Here is a 20,699-nt window from a genome sequence, read left to right on the forward strand (position 1 = left end):
TTTGCGCGAGCGTGCCATTTTCAGCACAGGGGATGGTTGTGGATGGCCGGGGTGCGCCGCCGCACCAACAGCCAGCTCGTTGACGAATACTCAGTGATCAAAGGAACGGGACTGTTGTGGAACCTGCGATTGCAGGCCGCGTTGTTCGAACATCCTGTCAAGCTCTCGTGATGAGGTCGGGGCAATGCTGCGGTCTGGTTTCATTCTGGGCGTGAGTGCTCCCGCGGCTCTTCTCACCGTGCTCCTGCAGCCGGTGGTTCGCGAGACGGCCGACAATTGGTCGCCGCCCGTCATCGCCGCCACGGCGTCCGCGCCCGCATCGCTGCCGGGGATGCGTCCGGCCTCCCTGGCGCTAAGCCCGACCCGCGTCGCCGGCGTCCAGCGCACCGAGAGCCGCCCGGTCCCGGTCGCGGAAGAGGGCCAGGAGATCGGTATCCGGCCGATCCTCAAGCCGCCGGTGCAGCCGCGCCGTCTGGTCCGTGAGGGCTGCGAGACCGCACTCAGCTCCCTGGTCGGTCCCGAGGCGCGCCGCATGACCCCGGGCCGCTGCATCTCCTGATCCCGAAAGCCTATTCGCCCCAAAGCAAAAGGCCCCGTCTCTCCGGCGGGGCCTTTTGCTTTGGGGCGGTTGTCTGAAACGGCTCTGAAAACAAGGACGGCGCCGGTCTGAGGACACGGCGCCGTTACGCAACACGATGGTTCTGGTGCGTCACTCGGCGCGGCCAGTCCCGGTCGATTGTCCACCCTTGCGGCCCGCCGAAGAGGCCAGCTCACGGTCCTGGGAGAAGGAGCGCTTCTCGGCCGGCACGCTGCGTCCGCCCTTGCTGGCGATCTCGCGCTGCCGCGACAGGTCCATCGAGGCAAAGCCCCGCTTCGAGGTTGAATTCCCGGATGCCATCAGTTCCTCCTCAGGCTTCGCTTCACCCCGCAACAACCTTCAGCAATAACCAAGGTTCCTGTGACGAGACCTGGCCAAGTTTGGCAAAGCTAAGCTTGGCAGCAACCGCCGTCTGTGTGCGGCGTTGATCCGGGATTGATCTGCGCGCACCGCCACGGGCGCCTCAGGCGCGCCGCCACGGGCCGGCCTTCTCTCGAAGGGCGCCCGCGGGGATCTGCGATGCAGGTCGGGAAAAAGGGTTTTGGGTGATGACGAACCGCGACATGGTGAAGATCAGGCCCGGGGCGGCGCCGAGCGTCGAGCCGAACACGCCTCCGCTGCCGCCGATGCCCGCCCCCGAGGATTCCCCGACGCCGACGACGCGCGAGGAGCCGGTCGACTCGCCGCACCTGAATGCCAGCCTGAAGCGTCCGGCCCCCGGTCCCGGGGAGCAGGGCCTGTCGACGAAGCGCTGAGCCGGCTCGGCCTCAGCCGGCGCGCAGGCGCGTCCGGCGGGTCAGGCCGACGATCAGCAGACCGATCCCCAGGATCGTCGCGATCCCGGCTACCGTCAGGATCCGCTGCACGAGGGGGGTGTAGAGGCCGCGTGCGGCATCGTAGCCGTAGCAGAGCAGCGTGAGGCGATCGGCCAGGCTTCCGACCCGGCCCTCGCCGGCCTCCGTCAGGGCAAGGCGAAGATCCCGCCCGGTCAGCGCCAGCGGCGACAGCACGCGGGCGACCCGGCCGTCGCCGGCAATTAGCATCGCGGCGGCGGGATGGGCGAAGCTGTCCGTCCCGGCATCGTAGACCGCTTTGTAGCCCAGGGCGCCGGTCAAGGCCGCGAGGGCGGCATCGGAGACGAGCAGGGGGCGGATGCCGGCCGCGCGGTCGCCCAACGTCTCCGCGAGCATGCGACGCGCCGCCGCGGCATCGTCCCGCGGATCGATGCCGACCAGCACGAATGCGTAGTCCTCCGCGGCGAGGCCGGTGGCCGCCAAGGCGTCGGCCGCCATCGACGCCATCGGGTCGCAGACATTGCCGCAGGTATAATCCACCGGCAGCAACAGGGCGGCGCGCCCGCCGAGGGCCTGCCCCAGCGTCGTCGCCCGCCCGGTCCGGGCATCCGTGACGGCGAGCTCCAAGGGGACCCTGGCACTCGGCGGGGGAGCGACCGCGACGCGGGCCAGATCGGCCTGGACCAGCCGAGCGCGGGCCGGCACCGGACCGACCAGAAGCCCGCCCAGGATCGTGAGCAGGGCGGCGATCAGGCTGCGGATGGCCCGGTCTGCGCCGGGGCTGGGACTGGACAAGCGCTTGACGAACCGCATGGATGTGTGGGCCGGTGCGGCCATCTGAAGACCATCCATGCCCGCGAGGGCGTGAAACCCCTCGCGGAGCCCGCGAATGACCCTCGATACCGAGGTTTCCTCTTTAAGGCAGGTTCCGCTGTTCCGCGAGGTGGAGCCGGCGCGCCTGAAGCTTCTGGCCTTCACGAGCGAGCGCGTGCATTTCGAGCCGGGGCAACGCTTCTTCGCCCGGGGCGACGTGGCGGATGCGGCCTACGTGATCCTCAAGGGCAGTGCCGAGGTGAGCATCGACGGCCCGGCCGGCCCGGTCAGGCTCGCCTTGCTCGGACAGGATGCCCTGGTCGGCGAGATGGGCATCCTGGCCGACCAGCCCCGCTCCGCCACCGTGACGGCGGAATCGGCCGTGACGGCGCTGCGCATCGATCGCGGCGTCTTCCTGGAGCTGCTGGCGCAGTTCCCGCAGATCAGCATCGCGCTGATGCGGGTGCTCGCGCTGCGGCTCGAGCAGACCAACCAGGCGCTGGCCGAGAGCCGGGGCTGACCTCACGCAGTCGGGTAGGTGATGAATTCGAGAAGCGAGCCGTCCGGATCGCGGAAATAGATGCTGAGGCCGGCTCCCGCGGCGCCGTGCCGCTCGACCGGGCCAAGTTCGACGGCCACCCCGGCGGCCTCGAGATGCGCCATCGCGTCCTCGATCGGGCCGGACCAGCGAAAGCACAGGTCGCTGTTTCCCGGCAGCACCGGCTTGGCTGCCACCGGCTCCGCCTTCACGCCGGGGCCGTGGCAATTGAGCTGAACGCCGCCGAACCGGTAGGCGAAGCCGTTCCCGCGCGCGATCACCTCGGCCCCGACCACATCACGGTAGAAGGCGTTGGACTGCGCCCAATCGGTGACGTGGATCACGCAATGATCGAGGTGGATCGCCGGGCGCAGCGGCACCTCGGGCGCGACCGCCGCGTCGGTCGCAAGCGTCTCGGTCTCGGCCATGACTCACCTCCGCGCAGGCCGGGATGGCCCCCGGTCCCGCATTCTCAATTAGGGCGCAACCGTGGCCGCGGCAGCGGGCGCTCGCGCGCCGCTGCGGCGCAAAAGCTACATCGCCGCCGACGGGGAGACGGTAGGCATAGGGTCCAGGACCGTATCCCGCATGTCAGGACCCATGATCGCAACACGCCCATCGGCCTGGAGCCGAATTCGCCGGCTCCTGCTCTCGCGAATTCTGCTCGCCGTGGTGGCGATCGCGCCGCTGGCGGCCTGCCAGACGCGCCAGGCCCAGCTCGCGCAGGACGATGAAGCGGCCTGGTACATCGGGACGAAGCCCGACAAGCCCTACGACATTCCCCTGGTCGACACGTCCAAGCTCGACCCGAAGTACCGCCGCCAGCAGGTCAGCTACAACGGCCCGGAGAAGCCCGGGACGATCCTGGTCGATATCGACCAGCGCCAGCTCCTCCTGGTCCAGGCGGACGGCACCGCGATGCAGTACGGCGTCGGCGTCGGCAAGGCCGGCTTCTCCTGGAAGGGCGAGGCGCGGGTCGGCCGCAAGGGTGTCTGGCCGGATTGGAGCCCGACTGTGACGATGGTCTCGCTCAACCCCGACCTGCCGCGGACCCGCAAGGGCGGGGTCGACAATCCGCTCGGCGCCCGCGCCCTCTACCTGTACCAGGGCAACCGCGACATCCTGTTCCGCATCCACGGCACCAACGAGCCGTGGAGCATCGGCGAGCAGATGTCGTCCGGCTGCGTCCGGATGCTCAACGAGGACATCGCCGACCTGTACGAGCGCGTGCCGGTGGGCGCCCGGGTGCTGGTCAAGCGCAACGGCAAGTACCGGGTCTGACGCCCGATCATCGCGGGGCCTGCGCTTCGGACAGCGCAGGCCCCGCCGTCATTTCCCGAACGCGCGCGATCCCGGCGGAAAATCGCAGCTATCGGGCAGGCGACGATGCGAAGCGTCCGCTGCCGAAAGCCCGACGCTGCGGCGATCCGGGCCGCGCTGAACGCTTCTGCCAAGCGCCATTTGCGGCGTATCGGCCGGGAACCCTTTCGCAACCTATCGGCGCCACCCTCGGGTGAGCCTGCACGCGCCGGTATCGCGGGCGCATCGGGTCCGACGGGACGCCCCGGGCGGCCTCAGGCGCATAGCTTAGCTGGCAAAAACGCCACAATGGCCGCCGATCCTGCGCGCTCCTGACAAGTTTTGCCGCCCCTTCGTGGACAGCTTTCTGATGACAAGATCGATGCTCGCCCTGCTTCTCCTCTGTAGCCCCGCCGCTGCGGCCGGGACGATCAGCGGGCCGGCGACGGTGATCGACGGCGACACGATCGAGGTGCACGGCACCCGCATCAACCTCTACGGTATCGACGCGCCAGAGACGGCGCAGAGCTGCCAGACCGTGACCGGGCAGGATTACCGCTGCGGCCGTGAGGCCGCGCAGGCGCTGAGCGCCCATATCGGCAGCGGCGTCGTCACCTGCGAGCGTCGTGAGAGCACGGCCGCGGGCGGCCTGGCCGGGCTCTGCCTCGCGCATGGCGAGGATCTGTCCGCCTGGATGGTGGCGAAGGGCTACGCGCTCGCGAGCCGCCAGGTGACGCCCGCCTATACCCGCCAGGAGGGCCAGGCCTGGGCGACGCGTCGCGGCCTCTGGGCCGGGACCTTCGAGAAGCCGGCCGATTGGCGCCAGGACCGCCGCCGCATGGAGGCCTCGGCCGGGGCGAGCGCGGCCGACTAGGCCCGCTCACGCCGTCTTGTCGCGACCCTCGGTGAATTCCCGCCAGAGCAGGACCAGGGCTGCCATGACGGCCGGGCCGACGAACAGGCCCAGCAGGCCGAAGGTCTCGACGCCCCCGAGGATGCCGAGCAGCACCCACAGGAACGGCAGCTTCGTGGTGCCGCCGATCAAGGCCGGCCGGACGAAATGGTCGGCCACGAAGGTGACGACGAAGCCGGCCACCGCCACGACGATCGCCGCCTTCACCGACCCCGCCGCGACCAGGAGCAGGGCCGCGATCGCGATGGCGAGCGCCGCGCCGAACGGGATCATGGCGGCGACCGCCGTGAAGGCCCCGAGCAGCACCGGGTGCGGCACGCCGGCGAAATAATAGATCACCCCGAGGATGAAGCCCTCGCCGAGGCCGACCAGGACGAGCCCGTCGACGGTGCCGTGCACCGAGGCCACCATCTGCCGCGCCACGCGCTCGCCCCGGGGGCCGAACAGGCGGTCGCAGGCGACCCGGGCCTGCTCCGTCACCGTCCGCCAATCGCGGAACAGGAAGAACAGGGCCACGAGGCTGAAGCCGAACAGCACGATCCGGTGCAACACCTCGCGGCCGAAATTACGCGAGGCGCCGACCACCGAGTGGTTCTCGAACCGGTGCAGCAGCTCGGAGCCGGCCTGGGCGTGCCCGAGATTGTCGTTCCACCAGGCGGTGGCCTGGGCGGCGCCGTAGGGCAGGTGCTGGAGGAATTCGGGGGCCGGGACGCCGTTCGCCTCGGCGTTGCGCACGAACTCGGCGACGTCATGGGCTTCGCGGGCCGCCTGCACGCCGAGGATCGCCAGGGGGGCGAGGAAGACCAGGGCCACCGCGGCGGTCATCAGCGTCGGCAGCAACAGGTTGTGCCGGCCCGGCGGGAAGCGCCGTTCCAGCCGGGCGTAGAGCGGCCACAGGGCGATCGCCAGCACCACCGCCCAGGCCAGGGCCGGCAGGAAGCCGTGCAGGATCCACAGGCCGAGCGCGGAGAGCGCCAGGACGAGCACGACCCGGGCCGCGCCCTGCGAGCGCGCCTGCTCCGGCGGGGGCGGAGGACCGATATGAGCCGGAGGCGGGACGGGATGGGCCGTGGGTAACATCCGTTTCGTCTCCTGAAGGCCGCGCGCAGGGAGCGTCCGCGGAAGGGCGCAAGAGATCGCGTCGCTGCGAAGAAGTCCGTTCAGGACCGCGAACCAGCGCTGCAACGCGCCGGGAACCGCCGCGGTTGCCGCTTCCGACCCCCTCGTGTAGAGGTCGCGGCCGTCCGACGGGCCCGCAGCGCGAGCCCCGTACGCGTATTGGTGGCCGCGCGGGGCGTGAGCGCCGGGTCGCCCGGCATCGAGGGGGCTCCCCGCCCGACCGATCCGGAAACCGAACAGCCCGCGAGAAGACATGTCCGACGAGCCCGCCCACGGCAGCGCCACCTTCCAGCGCGTGGCCGACATCATTGCCGAGACCGCCGACATCCCGCGGGACAAGATCACCCCGGAGAGCCACGCCATCGACGACCTCGGCATCGACAGCCTGGCCTTCCTCGACATCGCCTTCGCGGTCGACAAGGCCTTCGGGATCAAGCTGCCGCTCGAGCGCTGGACCCAGGAGGTCAACGAGGGCAAGGTCCCGGCCGAGCAGTATTTCGTCCTCAAGAACCTGTGCGCGCGCATCGACGCCCTGGTGGCCGAGAAGGCCGCAAAGGTCTGACGCGCTAGAGCCCGACGCCCCCCATGCGCCTCGAATATTTCGAGATGATCGATGCCGTGCGGCACCTCGACCGGGCCGCCGGCCGGATCGAGGCGCTCGCCCGGGTGCCGCTGGAGAGCCCCGTCTTCGAGGGGCACTTTCCCGGCCATCCGCTGGTGCCGGGCGTGCTCCTGACCGAGACCATGGCGCAGGCCTCCGGCTACCTCGTGCTCGCCCATCTCGACTTCACCCGGATGCCGTTCCTCACCGGGGTCGACAAGGCCCGGTTCCGGTCCTTCGTCGGGCCCGGCGCGGAGCTGGTCGTCACCGCCACGCTGGAGCATGACGGCTCGGGCTACGCGGTGACCAAGGCCGCGATCAGCCATGCCGGCAAGCCGCTCTGCGACGCCGAGCTGCGCTTCCGCACCATGCCGTTCCCGGACGGGCTCGACGCGCCGATGCGTGAGCGCGCCCGGACCATCGGCCTGTTCCCGGATCCGGTGCAGCCATGACCCGCCCGGTCCTCGTCACCGGCCTCGGCCTGGTCTCCTGCGCGGGGGAGGGGATCGCGTCCCATCTCGCGGCCCTCGACAGTGACGCGGCGCCCCAAACCAACACCGAGACCTTCGCGCCCTATTGTGTGCATCCCGCGCCGCCGATCGCCTGGGACGGGCAGATCCCGAAGCGCAGCGATCAGCGCCAGATGGAGGCGTGGCAGCGGCTCGGCGTCTACGCCGCGGGCCTCGCCCTCGACTCCGCCGGCGTGAAGGACGACGCCGCCCTCAAGCAGGCGCTCCACCTCGTGGTCGCGGCGGGGGGCGGCGAGCGCGACTACGCGGTGGACGGCGCGATCCTGACCGGCCTGCGCGATGCGGCCGATCCGGGCGCCTACCTGAACGAGCGGCTGCAGAACGACCTGCGGCCGACGCTGTTCCTGGCCCAGCTCTCGAACCTGCTCGCCGGCAACATCGCCATCGTGCACGGGGTCACGGGCGCCTCGCGCACCTTCATGGGCGAGGAATCGTGCGGGGTGGATGCGCTGCGGATCGCGCAGGCGCGCGTCGCGTCGGGCCAGATCGACGCGATCCTGGTCGGCGGCTCCTACAGCGCCGAGCGGCCGGACGTGCTCGTGATCCACGAGATGGGCGGCTACCTCGCCCGATCGCCCTATCGCCCCGTATTCGAGCGCGGCGGAGCGGGCGATGGGGATACCGGCTTCATCCTCGGCAGCTGCGCGGCCTTCCTGATGCTAGAATCCGAGGACCACGCGGCCGCCCGCGGGGCCCGGGCGCTCGCCCGGCTGGACCGGGTGGCGAGCGATCGCACGCGGCGCACCCCCGGGAGCGTCGCCGGCAGCCTCGAAACCCTCTGGCCGCAGGCCGGCCTGTCGGCACCGGATCGCGTCCTGTCCGGGGCCACCGGGGTCGCGCCGATCACCGCGGAGGAGCACGCGACGCTGAGGCGGCTCGCGCCGGCGGCGCGGATCCGGGCGCTCGGCGACGTGATCGGGCACGGGCTCGAGGTCGTCGCCCCGTTCGGAGCCGCACTCGCGGCCGGCCTCGTCGCCGCCGGATCGGCCCGCGAGGTGGCGGTGACGACGATCGGCCATCGCCGCGGCGAAGGGGTGCTGCGTCTGGTTCAGGCCTGACCGGCACCCGGGGCCGGGCTGGCGGCAGGACGCCGCCAGGTCATCCGGGTTTGCGCGGCCCCGGCTATCTGTCTGACGACGCGCAACTTCCCAGCCCGTCGCGCTTCTACTGTCCGGGATAAAGCCGGCGCCGCGTCGATCTTGGAATCCGTCGAAATATTTCTTCGGACTTGCCAATGCGTCGATGAAGGTCTATCCCAGTTTTATCGGCACGTGTCCGGATATCTTGGACCGTTACGCCTTCGCAGGGCGGTTCTGACTTTCCTATCGCTATCGGTCGATACCGGTATCCGCTTTCCGAGCGGCTGCCATCTCTCACTACGCCTGCGAAGATCGAGGAATTCCATGAGCACCGGAACCGTCAAGTGGTTCAACGAGACCAAGGGCTACGGCTTCATCCAGCCGGATGACGGCGGCAAGGACGTGTTCGTTCACGTCTCGGCTGTCGAGCGCGCCGGCCTGCGTGGCCTGAACGAGGGCCAGAAGGTCTCCTACGAGCTGGAAACCGACCGCCGCAGCGGCAAGGAATCCGCTGGCCAGCTCCAGACGGTCTGATCGCCGCTCCGACGGCCATTGTCGAAGCCGCTCTCGAGGGAGCGGCTTCTTCGTATCTACATTCGATTTCGGGACGACGGCGGCCCGCCGCGCCCAACACAGGAGTGTCTGTGAGCTTTCCGAATAAGCAAGGTGTCGTCGATCGACTGGAGGCCGCTGCTAAGGCGCGGTCCGAGATGCTGGCCCGCTTCCGGGCTCGCCCGACTGCCGATGATCCGGCCGTCCTCGCCCGTCAATCCGCGCGCCGCGCCGTGGTCGATGCCCGCGAGGCCCGCGCGGCCGAGCGTGCCGCCCAGCGCGAGGCGGAACTCGCCCGTGCCGCCGCCCAGGCCGAGGCCGAGCGTCAGGCCGAGGCCGAGCGCAAGCTCGCCGAGCAGCTCGCCGCCCAGGAGCGTGCCAAGGCCCTGCAGGCCGAGCAGAAGCTCCAGCGCGATGCGCGCTACCTCGCTCGCAAGGCCAAGGCGCAGAAGCGGCGCTAAGGGCCTCTCACAAAACTCCCGCCGCACCGTCGCGTGCGAAGGGAGGGCTCCCGGGAACCGGGAGTTTTGTGAGGTGCTCTCGGACGTTTGCGGCCGAACCGAAGCCCGGTTCGGCGCGAGCGGGCGCCCCAGAACATCGATTCGGAGCCGTCTCCGGCCGCCTCGCGGTCGGACGCTGCCCCGGAGGCGCCGCCCCTTCGAAACCACGCCCCAGGAGCCCTGGCATGACCCACAAATTCAAGATCGGCCAGCGCGTCTGCCGGGTGCAGCTCGGACTTCCCGGCGACAAGGGTGGCGGCGAGGTGTTCGAGATCCTGCGCCTCATGCCGGAGGATCAGACCGGCGAGCGCTCCTACCGGATCCGGACGGAAGCCGGCGAGCGCGCGATCCGCGAGAGCGAGCTGGTCGCGGTCAGCTCCCTCTGAACGAGCCGCGTCTCAGAGCGTCCTGAACATCACCAGGGCGTCGACGACGCCGAGACCCGGATGCCGGAAGGCCCCCGGGAGCCGGCCGACCTCCGCGAAGCCGAGGCTCCGCCAGAGCTTCACGGCGTGCTGGTTGGTCGAAACCACGAAATTGAACTGCATCGCCGAGAAGCCGCGCTCACGCGCCCGATTGAGGGCATGCTCGCCCATGGCCCGGCCGATGCCGCGCCCGGCTGCGGCCGCGCCGGTCATGAAGCCGCAATTGGCGACATGGGCTCCGCCGCCCGCCTGATTGGCGCGCAGATAGTAGGTGCCGAGCACCACCCCATCCTGTTCCGCCACGAAGGTCTCGCGGTCCGCGCCCGTCCAGTAGGCGACGGCCTCGGCCTCGCTGAGCCCCGGATCGAGCGCGTAGGTCTCGCCGGCCCGGATGGTCGGCAGGATGATCCGGGCGATCGCCGGGTGGTCGGACGCCCTTGCCGGCCGGATCTCCAGGCTCACCCGAACTGCTCCCGCAGGATGCGCTCGTCGAGGCTGTGCCCGGGATCGTGCAGCAGCACGAGCTCGGTGGCGCGGTCGAGCGAGGTCTCGACCGTGCAGACCCGGCGGAACTCGGTGTGGTCGGCCACCGCCGCCACGGGACGGTGCGGGGCGTCGAGCACGTCGATCCGGATCTTGGCGTAATCCGGCAGCAGCGCGCCGCGCCAGCGCCGGGGGCGGAAGGCCGAGATTGGGGTGAGCGCCAGCAGCTTCGCGTCGAGCGGCAGGATCGGTCCACCCACCGAGAGGTTGTAGGCGGTGGAGCCGGCCGCCGTGGCGACCAGCACCCCGTCGGCGATCAGCAGGTCCAGCCGGACATGCCCGTCCACGGCGATCTTGAGCTTGGCGGTCTGATGCGTCTGGCGCAGCAGGTAGACCTCGTTGATCGCCCGAGCCCGGTGGCTGCGGCCCTCGGTATCGACCACATCCATCACCAGCGGGTGGATGACGCTGCGCTGGGCCGCCTCCAGATGCTCCAGCAGGTCGTCGTCCCGGAACTCGTTCATCAGGAAGCCGACCGTGCCGCGGTTCATCCCGTAGATCGGCTTCGGGTGATCCATGAACCGGTGCAGCACCTGCAGCATCAGCCCGTCGCCGCCCAGCGCGACGACGACATCCGCCTCTTCCGGCGGGACGTGATCGTAGCGCCGCATCAGGGCGGCGGCGGCTTCCCGGGCGTAGCCGGTCGGACTCGCCACGAATGCGATCTTCTTGAATGTCGGCATGGCGTCAGGCGGTGCCTGGCAGGCGCGTCGAGGTCGCGTCGGGGGTCACGTCACGGCTCCAATCTGATGAGCGAACCGCCCGGTTGACGTCGGTGCCCCGCATGCGTCTGACTCGCCGGGCACATGCGCGATCCCGGAGGCATAGCATGGAGCGTCCGCTCCTCGTCTACACCACCTTTCCCGATGCCGCCTCCGCGCTGAATATCGGCGAGGCCCTGGTGCGCGAGCGCCTGATCGCCTGCATCAACGTCCTGCCCGGGATGCAGTCGGTCTACAGCTGGAAGGGAGCCGTGGAGCGCGGGGAGGAGGTCGCCGCGATCCTCAAGAGCCGCGAGGGCCTGGCGGACATCCTCTCGGCCGCTCTGAAGGCCCGCCACCCCTACGAGACGCCGATCATCCTGCACCTCCCGGTCGCCGGAGCCGATGCCGACACGGCGGCCTGGATCCTGGCCGAGACGCAGCCAGCCGACGCGACCCTCGCGGCGCCGCCGTCAGCCTGATCGCCGCCGCGATACTGCCCTGCGGCGAAGCCTGTGCGGGTGCGAATACAGCCCTTCAAGGCATTCATTGCGGCGCGCCACCGTATGTCCGCCAATCTGCGCCGATAACAATTGACTTCATAAAAATTCGATGCTGCATTACCGCGGTGCCGTGAATCGAATACGGCGCCGTGACGTGCGGTGCGCGCGATGAGAGGATTGATTGCAATCCTTGCGATCGGGTTCGGCCTCCCGGCTGCGCAAGCCCTGGAAGCCGACGCGGTGGTCGGAACCTGGCGCCTCGTCACCGCCACGCGGACGATCGTCGAGACCGGCGAGGTCATCGACGCCTATGGCGGGCCCAGGCCCAATGGCTGGATCAGCTACGGGCGCGACGGGCGGATGATGGTCGTCTGCGCCTTCGAAGGACGCACGCGTCCCGCCGCCAACGACGCGATGTCCGACGCGGACAGGATCCACCTGCACAAGACCTTCTTCGCCTATGCGGGGACGTACAAGGTCGACGCCGACCACGTCACCCACACCATCGACACGTCCTGGAACGAGGCCTGGACGGGGACGTCTCAGGTCCGGCAGGTCGAGCAGACGGGACGGCAACTGATCTATACGACCACGCCGTTCAAGTTCAACGTCGACGGAAAGCTGAGCGTCATCACGCTGGTCTGGGAAAAATACCCCTGATCTTTGGCTCAATAGGGAGGACGACATGCCCCGAATGTATGGTCTGTCGGCGCTGGTTTTCGCCGCCGCCCTGATGCCCGGCCTGTGCCGTGCGGACGCCCTGGAGGCGGACGCCCAGAGCGCGGCGACCAAGTGGGACGAGGCGTACAACCGCAACGACATGGATGCGCTGGGCAAGCTCTACACGCCCGACGCCCTCGTGGTCACCAAGGGCGGGACGCAGACCCGCGACGGCATCCCGAAGTTCTTCTCAGGCCTGAAGGCCAAGGGCTGGGACGATCACAAGACGACGGTGAAGACCGCCGTGGCCAAGGACAAGCTGCTCATCGTCTCGGGACGCTGGCAGATGACCGGCCCTGGGGACGGGGGCGCCAAGAAGACCTTCGAGGGCAATTGGGTGAACGTGCTCGAACGCCAGCCGGACGGCTGGCGGACGGTGCTGCACACGTGGAATTGAGATCGTTCGGAGCCCGGGCGACGGACGCGCCCTGACGGTCCCCCCGCGGCGGGGTGCGACGCGGGCCAACGAGATGTGGATAGATCCGCGCGGTGTCGAGCAACCGATCGACTGGAAGAAAATCCTGTTGTCGTTCCGATGTGTTCGAAAACACATCCTGTTTCATAAAGCCGACTTGATGATAAATGGCTGTTTTCGGCTGTATTTAAAAGCACAGCATCCAGATTTATAGTTCAATGCGTTGTGGGCACGTCTCCGAACGACTATGAGCGCGCTGGCGCTGTTTCGGCGCCATCGGTTCGGGGACGTCGAGACCATGAAGGCATTCAAGATCGCCAGCCGCATCGCGATGGTGCTGCTGGCGTCCGGCGCGGGCGTGACGTGCGCCTTCGCGGCCGGCGGCAAGGCGAGCGAGCCGTTGATGACCATCGAGCCGGCCCCGTCGGGCCCGGCTGGCCTAACGGCGGCCAACCCGCCGGCGCTGCGCTACGGCGTCCTCTACGCCGACGCCAAGGGCCAGAGCCACGTCCAGTATTGCGACCTGAAGAACTTCCTCTTCAAGAGCTACGCGCCGCCGGCTGCGCCCCAGTATGTCGGCTTTCCGCCGGGGGATGTGGCCTCGATCAAGTACGCGATCCTGCCGGTCGGCTATGTCGGCACCTGGCACACCGCCCCCGGCCCGCAATGGGTGATCACCCTGTCGGGGCGCTGGTCGGTGGAGGCCACGGACGGCTCCGTGCTCGAGCAGGGGCCGGGCGAGGTCGAGTTCAACGCCGATACCGGAGCAACCCCGCAGGGGCCGGAGGGCCATGTCGGGCACCTCACCCGCCAGGTCGGCGACGTGCCGAACGTCCAGCTGATCGTGTCGCTGAAGCCCCGCACGGGCAAGCGCTCGACCGATCCGTGCCAGCCGACCGCGCGGTGAGGGCCGGGCCCGCCTGACGCTTGCGCGAGCCATCCGGCGGACAGGCTCCGCCGGACCTTCGAAAAAAAGTCAGGCGCCGCTGACCGGGTAGGTGCGGCCCTTCCAGGTGGCCGCACCGGCACGGCCGCCCCGCAGCAGCACGTTCCACTGGATCGCCAAAGCCACCAGCACGGCCGCCGGGTGGAGCGGGATCGTCGCCAGCGGCGCCCGCACCGCCAGGGTGATCGCCGCCCGGCTCGCCAGCGACAGCGCGCAGGCCGCGGCGGAGACCGCCAGGGCTAGGGGCGGGATCAGGCCGAACAGGCCAGCCACCACCAGGAGCGGCGGCAGGACCTGGCCGCAGCCGAGGAGCATTGTCCAGACCGGCAGGGCGCGGGGCGTCGCCATGCCCTCGTGCGCGTTCTTGGAAAACCCCGCCCAGGCCTCCGAAAAACCCCGATACATCCGGCAGGTCGCGAGCCCCGCCCCGGCCACGAGGTCGGTGCGGTAGCCGGCGGCGCGCAGGAGCCGGGGCAGGCGCACGCCGTCGTGCAGGAAGCCGCGGATCGCGCCGTGGCCGCCGATCGCCGCGTAGGCCGCGCGCTCGAACAGGATGAGCTGCCCGCAGGCCGCGCCCAAAGCCGGGTCGGGGCGGCGGCGCATCAGCGGCACGGGCAGGAAGCCGATGAGCAGGAAGTTGATCATCGGCACGGTGAGCATCTCGCCGAGCGTCCCGGTGCACTGCCGGGGCACGCCGCTGACCAGCGCCGCATCCGCGCGCCGGGCCCGCGCCACGAGCGCCGCCGCGGCCTCGGGCTCGAGGCGGACATCGGCGTCGATGAACAGCAGGTAGCGGCCCTCGGCGAGCCCGGCGATGTGGGCGCAGGCGTGGTTCTTGCCGGTCCAGCCCTCGGGCAGCGGCGGCACCGGGACGACGCGCAGGCGCGGGTCGCCGAGGCCGCGCACGATCTCGGCGGTGCCGTCCGTGGAATGGTCGTCGCCGACGATCACCTCCACTGGCACGGCGGTGCTGGCGAGGGCGGCCCGCACGGTTCCGGCGATGTTGCCCGCCTCGTTGCGTGCCGGGATCAGGATCGAGACCAGGCCGGGATCGGCCTCCGGAGCGGGCCGGCGCAGGGCGAACAGGTTCACCGCCGTCAGGATTGCCGGCAGGGCGGCGGCGAGAAGGCAGAGGAGGGCCAGCGCCGTGAGGATCGGGTCGCTCATCGCTCGGGCTGCCCGTCGCCGGCCCGGTGGGCCGGATCGAAGCGCCGCCCGGCCAGCCGCGCGGACAGGCGCCGCCAGAGATCGTAGACGCCGCCGACGCCCTTGCGGCCCGCGATCAGGGCCCGGAAGCGCTCCGGCTCGCGGCTGACCACGTCGGCGCTCAAGCGGTCGAGGGTCGCGGTCAGGTCGCCCTCCAGGCGGGCGAGCCGGTCCGCCCGCGGCAGGGCGGCCAGTTCGGCGCCCGGAATCCCTGGCCCGAAGGCCGCGAAGGCCTCGGCCCCGCGCTCGTCCCAGAACGCGTATTCGAGGGCGAGCGGCACGAACAGCGCGTCGGGGGCGATCTCGGCGAGCCGGGCCACACCCGGGCGCAGGCCGAGAGGGCGGACCCGGACATCCACGAAGCGGCCCTGCGCGGTGATCCAGAGGGCCGTCCCGGAGCGCGTCAGGATCGCCCGGGCGGCGGCCAGGAACTGGGCGGCGCCTCTCGGGCTGTCGAGATCGACCCCGAAGGCGCCGATCCGCTCGAACACCCGGTAGCGCGCCAGCATGGCGGCGTCGAACGGCGCCCGGTTCTCGCGGTTCGGATAGAGCCGGCCGGACAGCACGATGATCACCGCGGCGTCCCACCAGGCGGGGTGGTTGCAGTAGATCACCAGCGGGCCGGCATGATCCTGGGACGGCGGCGCGCACCAATTCGGCAGACGCAAAGCGTCGAAGTGCCGGTGCAGGTAGCGCTCGAACCACGCCTCCATGAAGCGGCGGATCAGGGGCGAGACCGGGTGCAGGGGATCGGGGGGCGAGGAGGTCACTAGCCGAGCCTCCGCGGATGGCCGGATGCGCCGCGGGTCTGCCCGCCCGTGCGGGTGAGCGAGGTCTCGGAAGGACGTCTGGATCTTCCCGGGCTGGATGAGAATTCTTCACGCCGTGGACGCGCGCGCTCCCTCCCCCCTCTGCGGGGGAGGGAGACGCGCCTGAGCACGGCCCTTGCCCTGATCCGGCAGCGATAGGTGAACCCCGTCGCCTCCCCCGCAGAGGGGGGAGGGGATGGCGGTGCAGGTGTCACGCCGAGGCGCGCAGCGTTCCGCGCGCGTCCTGATCGTGCGCGTCGGCGGCGATCCAGCCGGACATCATGACCATCGGCATGCCGGGGCCGGGATGGGCGGCGCCGCCGGCGAGGTAGAGGCCGCGCACCTGACGCGAGCGGTTGCCGGGCTTGAACGCGCCCATCACCCGGCCGTGCGAGGCCAGGCCGTAGATCGCGCCGTTGAGCACCCGATAGCGCTCGTGGATGTCCTGCGGGGTCAGGTGGCGCTCGACGACGATGCGCTCCTCCAGGTCGGGCATGCCGGCGGTGCGCTTGAGCTTGTCCAGGATGGTCCGGCGGTAGTTCTGGAACAGGGGGCCGTCCGGGCGCCAGTCGTGGTGCGGGCGCAGGTAGGGCGTGTGCACCAGGACGTAGAGCGCCTCGCCGCCCTCGGGGGCCACGCTCGGGTCGGTGGAGGAAGGGGCCGCCAGATAGGCGGTCGGGTCCGGGGCCGGCTCGCCCTTGTTGTAGATGTAGTCGAACTCCTCCTCGGGATCCCGGGAGAAGACGAAGTCGTGGTGGTTCAGGTGCTCGTAGCGCTTGTTCAGGCCGAGATAGAGCACCACGCCGGAGCAGGCCGGCTCGGGGTTCTTCTTCTCGTAGGCTTTGCCGGCGGCGCCGCCGACGAGCTCGCGATAGGTGCGGACCGAATCCATGTTGGAGATCACGGCGTCGAAGGGCGTCACGCCCTCGGCGGTGCGCACGCCCCGGACCGCGCCGTTGGCGGTCTCGATCCCGGTCACCTCGGTGTCGGTCTTACAGGTGGCGCCGAGTTCCTGGGCGAGCTTCGCCAGCCCCTCGGCCACCGCGCGGGTGCCGCCCATCGGGTACCAGACGCCGTCGGCCGTCTGCATGTGCGCGATGGCGCAGAGCACGGCCGGCGCGCCGTAGGGCGAGGAGCCGACATATTGCACGAAGTGGTCGAGCATCTGCGCGAGGCGCGCATCCTTGACCTTGCCCCGGATGGTCGAGGCCACCGAGGCGTGCATGCGCAGGGACAGCACGTCGCGCAGGGTGCCCGGGTTCATGTTCGCCCGAATGTTGATCGTGTCGAACAGGTCCTCGACCGGCTTCCAGAAGAAGAACTTTTCCGAGACGCCGTGCAGGTGCTCGGAGATCGAAAGGAATTTCTTGTAGCCGTCGCCGCTGCCGGGGGCGAAGCGATCCATGTCGCCGGCCATCCGCTCGATGTCCTGCATCAGGTCGATGTGGGAGCCGTCGTCGAAGAAGCAGCGCCATTGCGGGTCGAGACGGCGCAGGTCCATGTAGTCGTGGACCGAGCGGCCGGCCTCGGAGAAGATCCGCTCCAGCACCCGCGGCACCGTCAGGATGGTCGGGCCCATGTCGAAGCGGAAGCCGCCCTCGTGCAGGACCGCCGCCTTGCCGCCGAGCCAGCCGTTCTTGTCGTAGACCGTGACGCGGTGACCGCGCGCCGCGGCCACGCACGCGGCCGCGAGTCCGCCGAGCCCGCTGCCGATCACGGCGACCGTCGAATCCTGGCTCATCCTGATAGGTCGCTCCCCGGGCCCGTCACAGCGTTGCCCGCATCTCGAAGCTAGACGCGAGACCCGGCGGGTCAACGCGCCACCCGGTCGCGGCACCGGCCGTTCAGGCCCTGTCTGTGGACAGTTGCGCCAGGAAGTTACCGATCTCCCGGCGGCGCAGGGGCGCCTCGAGCACTTCCGGGCCGAGGCCGTGGCGCCAGGCGAGGCGGCGCGCCGCCTCGGGATCGTCGCCCTGGAGGCTTGCGATCTCGTCGGCATAGGCCGCCACCGCGTCCGGATCCGTGGCGAGGCCGGCCTCGACGATCGCCGTATCGCAGAGGCGCAGCATCGCGCCGACCTCTTCGAGGTCGAGTTCCGGGTGGTACTGCGTGCCCCAGAACCAGCCGGCCCCGTGCCGGATCTCGATGGCCTGGACGCCCAGCACCCGGTTGCCCGCAAGCACCCGCGCCCCCGGCGGCGGCTCCAGCACCGCGTCCGAATGGATCGCCGGCGCGTCCCAGACCGCCGGGCGGCCGGCCAGCAGCGGATGGCTCCGGCCTTCCTGGGTCGGAGTGATCGCCCGGGCGAAGCCGTATTCCGGGCCCCGCGGGTTCTCGGCCGCGTGCCCGCCGGCCACGGTGGCGGCGACCTGAACGCCCCAGCAGGACCCGAACACCGCGAGCCCCGCCTTCAGGGCACTCCGCATCAGGTCGAGCTGGCGGGTCACCGCCGGCGTCGCCTCGGAGACCTTCAGGGTCGATCCGGTGAAGATCAGCCCGTCGAAATCCGACAGGTCCTGCGGCAGGTCCGCGTCGGCATCGGCCGGGTTGAGGAAGCGGCAGGCGGTCTCGGGGGCGAGGTCGTGGACCACGACGGCGTAGGATTCGGCCGAGGTCCGGCCCGTCGCCGCGACATGCCGGTCGCGGGCCGCCCGATCGTTGCCGTCGGCGATGAGCAGGCGGAGCATCTTTTTAGCTTTACCAGTGAGATTATTCACCGGAGCATCTGGGCATCTTTTTGAAAATTGGTATGCGACGAACACGCCCACATGCTACTCATCTGGAAGCCGCAAACATTTTTGACAAGCAAAAATCCTTTCCGACAATAGCCTACTTGGATCATAAATTTATGGCGAAGGAAAAATTATCTGACGTTTTCAAGACTGTCGGACAGCCCACGATCACATATGTTAAGCGGGCAAACGGGAGGCTTGAGACTCAACTAAATAATGCCCTGAACGAAAGGGGCGTGCTTTGTTTGATCACTGGGCCTTCTAAGACAGGTAAGACGACGCTGTACCGAGAGGTGTTGCAGCATAGGAATGAGATTCCTTTAATTGTAAGGTGTGATAAAAGTAAGACCTGTGATGGTATTTGGAAGCAGGCACTAAAGTCTGTTGAGTTTGACCGCCTTGAGCTAAAAACAATCAATACAGCAAAGAAGACTTCAGGGGAGCTTGAGCTGACCCCCAAGTTAGGTTGGGCTTGGCTTGCAGAAATAAGCGCCAAGATCAAAGGCTCGGTCGGATACGAGCGCAGTGAAAACGAGGCTCGAAGGAGAGTGCTCGCCGAGCCCGGGCCTGAACTACTCATCCCTCTTTTGAAGGAAACGAATTGTACGCTCGTGATCGAAGATTTCCACTATTTAGATGAATTGCAGAAAATTCTCATATTTCAACAGTGGAAACAATTTATCGATAATGAAGTTTCGGTTATTTTATTAGGCACGACGCATCGCGCTGTCGACATTGCGAACAGTAATAAAGATTTGCTTGGCAGGATTGTTCAAGTCGACGTGGGTCATTGGGAGCATAAAGATTTAGAGAGAATATCGGAATTGGGGTTCGACCATTTAGAGGTAAAAGCTGCCAAATCAGTTAGGTCATTGATTGCTGTTGAGGCAGCTGGGCTCCCAATTATCGTTCAGCAGACATGTCTGGCGCTATTGACTGCTGAAGGGGTTGAACATTCTGAAAAATAAGAAAAATTAAGCTGACAATCAATAAGGATCAAGTTCAAAAAAGTTTACATCAGGTGGCTATGACGAGATACACTCAATTTGAATCATACTATAGTGTTTTAATCAGGGGTCCTCGTGAAGCCTCAAGAAAATATAAGACATATGAGTTGGTCCTTGCATGCTTTACACTCGATCCCATCAAATTCTCACTTTTGCGAAGAGAAATTGATTATAGGTTGACCCAGCTTGGGCTGAAAGAAGAGGAGTTTCCGCCCGCTGCGTCGCTTAATTCGACGCTAGAGCCGGTCCCGCGCCGCTTGAGACAGGTTAGCAGGTGGCGCGTTGACGGGTGAAGGAGCATTCCGATGCCTTCACCTCTGTCTGTGGATCTGCGCGAGCGTGTCGTGGCGGCCGTGGCGGCCGGTGCCTCCTGCCATCGCGCCGCGAGGCGCTTCGGGGTCAGCGTGTCGAGCGCCAGCCGCTGGTCGCAGCGCTCGCACCAAGAGGGCCATGTCGCGCCCAAACCTATGGGCGGCGATCACACCTCGAAGCGTATTGAGGCGCATGCCGCACTGATCCTGGCGACTTCCAAGCAGGAGCCGCGCCTCTTCCTGCGCGAGTTGCGCGACCGACTGGCTGAGCAAGGCGTCCAGACCAGCACGAGCGGTCTATCGCGCTTCTTCCAGCGGCACGGGATCAGCTGGAAAAAGGGGCGACGTACGCAGCTGAGCAGGAGCGTGAAGACGTAAGAGCGGCCCGCGAGGCGTGGTTCGAGGCCCAGCCCGAGCTCGACCCGGACCGCTTGGTGTTCCTGGATGAGACGGCGGCCGCCACCAACATGGTGCGGCGCTCCGGTTGGGCCCCACGCGGCGAGCGCTGCCGGCTTGCGGCTCCGTTTGGCCACTACAAGACCACGACCATCACGGCCGCCTTGCGCACGAGCGGGCTGTGCGCGACCGCGCTGTTGGACGGCCCCACGAACGGCACGCGCTTTTGCAGCTATGTCACCGAGACCTTGGTCCCGGTGCTGCACCCTGGCGATATCGTCGTCATGGACAACCTGCCAGCCCACAAGGTCGCGGGTGTGCAGGATGCGATCGAGGCCGTAGGAGCGCGGCTGCTCTACCTTCCGTCCTACAGCCCTGATTTCAACCCGATTGAACAGGCCTTCGCAAAGCTGAAGGCGCTGCTACGCAGCGCGGCAGCCCGCACGATCCCGGATCTCTGGGCGGCGATCCGTCAGGCCTTCACGCGCTTCACTCCGCAGGAGTGCCGCAACTACATCGCCGCAGCCGGCTACGAGAACGACTTGGCCGTCGCTACCTGATCGGGAACAGCTCTAGAGCGTTTTCGGTTTAATCTGGGTCGTATCCTGCGGCAGCGAAGAAGTTGGCGCACTCGTCTGGGGTGACAGTG

The 20,699-nt window shown here is 68.4% G+C and carries 28 protein-coding genes; 18 read left to right on the forward strand and 10 right to left on the reverse strand.

Going from position 1 to position 20,699, the window contains the following annotated elements:
- Positions 1-42: 42 nt before the first annotated feature.
- Together LGR69_RS31905 and LGR69_RS25740 are read left to right on the forward strand one after the other, a co-directional pair.
- Positions 43-171, forward strand: coding sequence for a hypothetical protein (locus LGR69_RS31905; protein ID WP_268868790.1), 129 nt, complete (start codon positions 43-45; stop codon positions 169-171).
- A gap of 13 nt (positions 172-184) precedes the next feature.
- Positions 185-559: a hypothetical protein gene (locus tag LGR69_RS25740; RefSeq protein ID WP_122162193.1), complete on the forward strand. Its 375-nt coding sequence runs from the start codon at positions 185-187 to the stop codon at positions 557-559.
- 150 nt (positions 560-709) lie between these two features.
- On the opposite strand, the gene LGR69_RS25745 is transcribed toward LGR69_RS25740, so the two are convergent.
- Positions 710-898, reverse strand: a complete 189-nt coding sequence (locus LGR69_RS25745) for a con-10 family general stress protein (protein ID WP_007568857.1) — start codon at positions 896-898, stop codon at positions 710-712.
- A gap of 248 nt (positions 899-1,146) precedes the next feature.
- Between LGR69_RS25745 and LGR69_RS25750 the strand changes: the two genes are divergently transcribed.
- Positions 1,147-1,353 carry a hypothetical protein gene (locus LGR69_RS25750; RefSeq protein ID WP_091858641.1) on the forward strand — a complete coding sequence of 69 codons (207 nt, stop codon included), beginning with the start codon at positions 1,147-1,149 and terminating at the stop codon, positions 1,351-1,353.
- 12 nt (positions 1,354-1,365) lie between these two features.
- Here the strand turns inward: LGR69_RS25750 and LGR69_RS25755 are convergent, their stop codons facing one another.
- Positions 1,366-2,229, reverse strand: a complete 864-nt coding sequence (locus tag LGR69_RS25755) for a thioredoxin domain-containing protein (protein WP_230367793.1) — start codon at positions 2,227-2,229, stop codon at positions 1,366-1,368.
- Positions 2,230-2,281: 52 nt separating this feature from the next.
- Between LGR69_RS25755 and LGR69_RS25760 the strand changes: the two genes are divergently transcribed.
- Positions 2,282-2,725 (forward strand): cyclic nucleotide-binding domain-containing protein, encoded by a 444-nt coding sequence (locus LGR69_RS25760; protein WP_007568861.1) that lies wholly within the window; start codon positions 2,282-2,284, stop codon positions 2,723-2,725.
- Between the two features lie 2 nt (positions 2,726-2,727).
- Here LGR69_RS25760 and LGR69_RS25765 read toward each other — a convergent pair whose 3' ends face one another.
- Complete coding sequence (locus LGR69_RS25765) at positions 2,728-3,171, reverse strand: VOC family protein (protein ID WP_230367794.1); 444 nt, start codon at positions 3,169-3,171, stop codon at positions 2,728-2,730.
- A 160-nt stretch (positions 3,172-3,331) separates the two neighbouring features.
- Between LGR69_RS25765 and LGR69_RS25770 the strand changes: the two genes are divergently transcribed.
- Both LGR69_RS25770 and LGR69_RS25775 read left to right on the forward strand, forming a co-directional pair.
- Entirely contained in the window at positions 3,332-4,024 is a 693-nt protein-coding gene (locus LGR69_RS25770) for a L,D-transpeptidase (RefSeq protein ID WP_007568865.1), read from the forward strand.
- 388 nt (positions 4,025-4,412) lie between these two features.
- Positions 4,413-4,916, forward strand: a complete 504-nt coding sequence (locus tag LGR69_RS25775) for a thermonuclease family protein (protein ID WP_122162196.1) — start codon at positions 4,413-4,415, stop codon at positions 4,914-4,916.
- Positions 4,917-4,922: 6 nt separating this feature from the next.
- Here the strand turns inward: LGR69_RS25775 and LGR69_RS25780 are convergent, their stop codons facing one another.
- Positions 4,923-6,035, reverse strand: a complete 1,113-nt coding sequence (locus LGR69_RS25780; protein ID WP_230367795.1) for an AI-2E family transporter — start codon at positions 6,033-6,035, stop codon at positions 4,923-4,925.
- Between the two features lie 292 nt (positions 6,036-6,327).
- Here LGR69_RS25780 and LGR69_RS25785 point away from each other — a divergent pair, with 292 nt between their 5' ends.
- The 6 genes from LGR69_RS25785 to LGR69_RS25810 all read left to right on the forward strand — a co-directional run bounded on the left by LGR69_RS25785 (position 6,328) and on the right by LGR69_RS25810 (position 9,722).
- Positions 6,328-6,636, forward strand: coding sequence for an acyl carrier protein (locus tag LGR69_RS25785; RefSeq protein ID WP_007568871.1), 309 nt, complete (start codon positions 6,328-6,330; stop codon positions 6,634-6,636).
- A gap of 23 nt (positions 6,637-6,659) precedes the next feature.
- Positions 6,660-7,127, forward strand: a complete 468-nt coding sequence (locus tag LGR69_RS25790; protein ID WP_007568873.1) for a 3-hydroxyacyl-ACP dehydratase FabZ family protein — start codon at positions 6,660-6,662, stop codon at positions 7,125-7,127.
- On the forward strand, positions 7,124-8,263 hold the full coding sequence (locus tag LGR69_RS25795) for a beta-ketoacyl-ACP synthase (RefSeq protein WP_230367796.1): 1,140 nt from the start codon (positions 7,124-7,126) through the stop codon (positions 8,261-8,263). Before LGR69_RS25790 ends, LGR69_RS25795 begins: the two co-directional genes overlap by 4 nt.
- Before the next feature lie 345 nt (positions 8,264-8,608).
- Positions 8,609-8,818 (forward strand): cold-shock protein, encoded by a 210-nt coding sequence (locus LGR69_RS25800; RefSeq protein WP_007568877.1) that lies wholly within the window; start codon positions 8,609-8,611, stop codon positions 8,816-8,818.
- 110 nt (positions 8,819-8,928) lie between these two features.
- A complete protein-coding gene (locus tag LGR69_RS25805; RefSeq protein ID WP_007568880.1) occupies positions 8,929-9,297 on the forward strand; it encodes a DUF6481 family protein in 369 nt (122 codons plus the stop codon).
- A 224-nt stretch (positions 9,298-9,521) separates the two neighbouring features.
- Positions 9,522-9,722, forward strand: coding sequence for a hypothetical protein (locus LGR69_RS25810; RefSeq protein ID WP_007568882.1), 201 nt, complete (start codon positions 9,522-9,524; stop codon positions 9,720-9,722).
- A 12-nt stretch (positions 9,723-9,734) separates the two neighbouring features.
- On the opposite strand, the gene LGR69_RS25815 is transcribed toward LGR69_RS25810, so the two are convergent.
- Both LGR69_RS25815 and LGR69_RS25820 read right to left on the reverse strand, forming a co-directional pair.
- On the reverse strand, positions 9,735-10,217 hold the full coding sequence (locus tag LGR69_RS25815) for a GNAT family N-acetyltransferase (protein WP_230367808.1): 483 nt from the start codon (positions 10,215-10,217) through the stop codon (positions 9,735-9,737).
- Between the two features lie 2 nt (positions 10,218-10,219).
- Positions 10,220-10,987, reverse strand: coding sequence for an NAD kinase (locus LGR69_RS25820; protein ID WP_007568887.1), 768 nt, complete (start codon positions 10,985-10,987; stop codon positions 10,220-10,222).
- A 146-nt stretch (positions 10,988-11,133) separates the two neighbouring features.
- On the opposite strand from LGR69_RS25820, the gene cutA reads away from it, so the two are divergent.
- The 4 genes from cutA to LGR69_RS25840 all read left to right on the forward strand — a co-directional run bounded on the left by cutA (position 11,134) and on the right by LGR69_RS25840 (position 13,550).
- Positions 11,134-11,487: a divalent-cation tolerance protein CutA gene (cutA, locus tag LGR69_RS25825; RefSeq protein WP_230367797.1), complete on the forward strand. Its 354-nt coding sequence runs from the start codon at positions 11,134-11,136 to the stop codon at positions 11,485-11,487.
- Between the two features lie 189 nt (positions 11,488-11,676).
- Positions 11,677-12,168: a lipocalin-like domain-containing protein gene (locus LGR69_RS25830; protein ID WP_230367798.1), complete on the forward strand. Its 492-nt coding sequence runs from the start codon at positions 11,677-11,679 to the stop codon at positions 12,166-12,168.
- Between the two features lie 25 nt (positions 12,169-12,193).
- Entirely contained in the window at positions 12,194-12,625 is a 432-nt protein-coding gene (locus LGR69_RS25835) for a YybH family protein (RefSeq protein WP_230367799.1), read from the forward strand.
- A gap of 316 nt (positions 12,626-12,941) precedes the next feature.
- The gene (locus LGR69_RS25840; protein WP_230367800.1) at positions 12,942-13,550 is read left to right on the forward strand and encodes a cupin domain-containing protein; all 609 of its coding nucleotides are present in this window, start codon (positions 12,942-12,944) and stop codon (positions 13,548-13,550) included.
- 69 nt (positions 13,551-13,619) lie between these two features.
- On the opposite strand, the gene LGR69_RS25845 is transcribed toward LGR69_RS25840, so the two are convergent.
- The 4 genes from LGR69_RS25845 to LGR69_RS25860 form a co-directional block, all read right to left on the reverse strand.
- Positions 13,620-14,756, reverse strand: a complete 1,137-nt coding sequence (locus LGR69_RS25845; protein ID WP_230367801.1) for a glycosyltransferase family 2 protein — start codon at positions 14,754-14,756, stop codon at positions 13,620-13,622.
- Positions 14,753-15,508 carry a lysophospholipid acyltransferase family protein gene (locus LGR69_RS25850; protein ID WP_230367809.1) on the reverse strand — a complete coding sequence of 252 codons (756 nt, stop codon included), beginning with the start codon at positions 15,506-15,508 and terminating at the stop codon, positions 14,753-14,755. The genes LGR69_RS25845 and LGR69_RS25850 overlap by 4 nt, the downstream gene beginning before the upstream one ends.
- Positions 15,509-15,815: 307 nt before the next feature.
- Positions 15,816-17,345: a phytoene desaturase family protein gene (locus tag LGR69_RS25855; protein WP_007569016.1), complete on the reverse strand. Its 1,530-nt coding sequence runs from the start codon at positions 17,343-17,345 to the stop codon at positions 15,816-15,818.
- Between the two features lie 103 nt (positions 17,346-17,448).
- Complete coding sequence (locus LGR69_RS25860; protein WP_230367802.1) at positions 17,449-18,291, reverse strand: type 1 glutamine amidotransferase; 843 nt, start codon at positions 18,289-18,291, stop codon at positions 17,449-17,451.
- A 62-nt stretch (positions 18,292-18,353) separates the two neighbouring features.
- On the opposite strand from LGR69_RS25860, the gene LGR69_RS25865 reads away from it, so the two are divergent.
- Entirely contained in the window at positions 18,354-19,304 is a 951-nt protein-coding gene (locus tag LGR69_RS25865) for an ATP-binding protein (RefSeq protein WP_230367803.1), read from the forward strand.
- A gap of 344 nt (positions 19,305-19,648) precedes the next feature.
- A protein-coding gene (locus LGR69_RS25870; RefSeq protein WP_230367804.1) for an IS630 family transposase occupies positions 19,649-20,610 on the forward strand; the annotation gives its coding sequence in 2 pieces (ribosomal slippage) (positions 19,649-19,997 and positions 19,997-20,610; 963 coding nt in all).
- The last annotated feature ends 89 nt before the right edge of the window (positions 20,611-20,699 follow it).

It is taken from the genome of Methylobacterium brachiatum, from assembly GCF_020523825.1.
Taxonomy (GTDB): Bacteria; Pseudomonadota; Alphaproteobacteria; order Rhizobiales; family Beijerinckiaceae; genus Methylobacterium; species Methylobacterium brachiatum.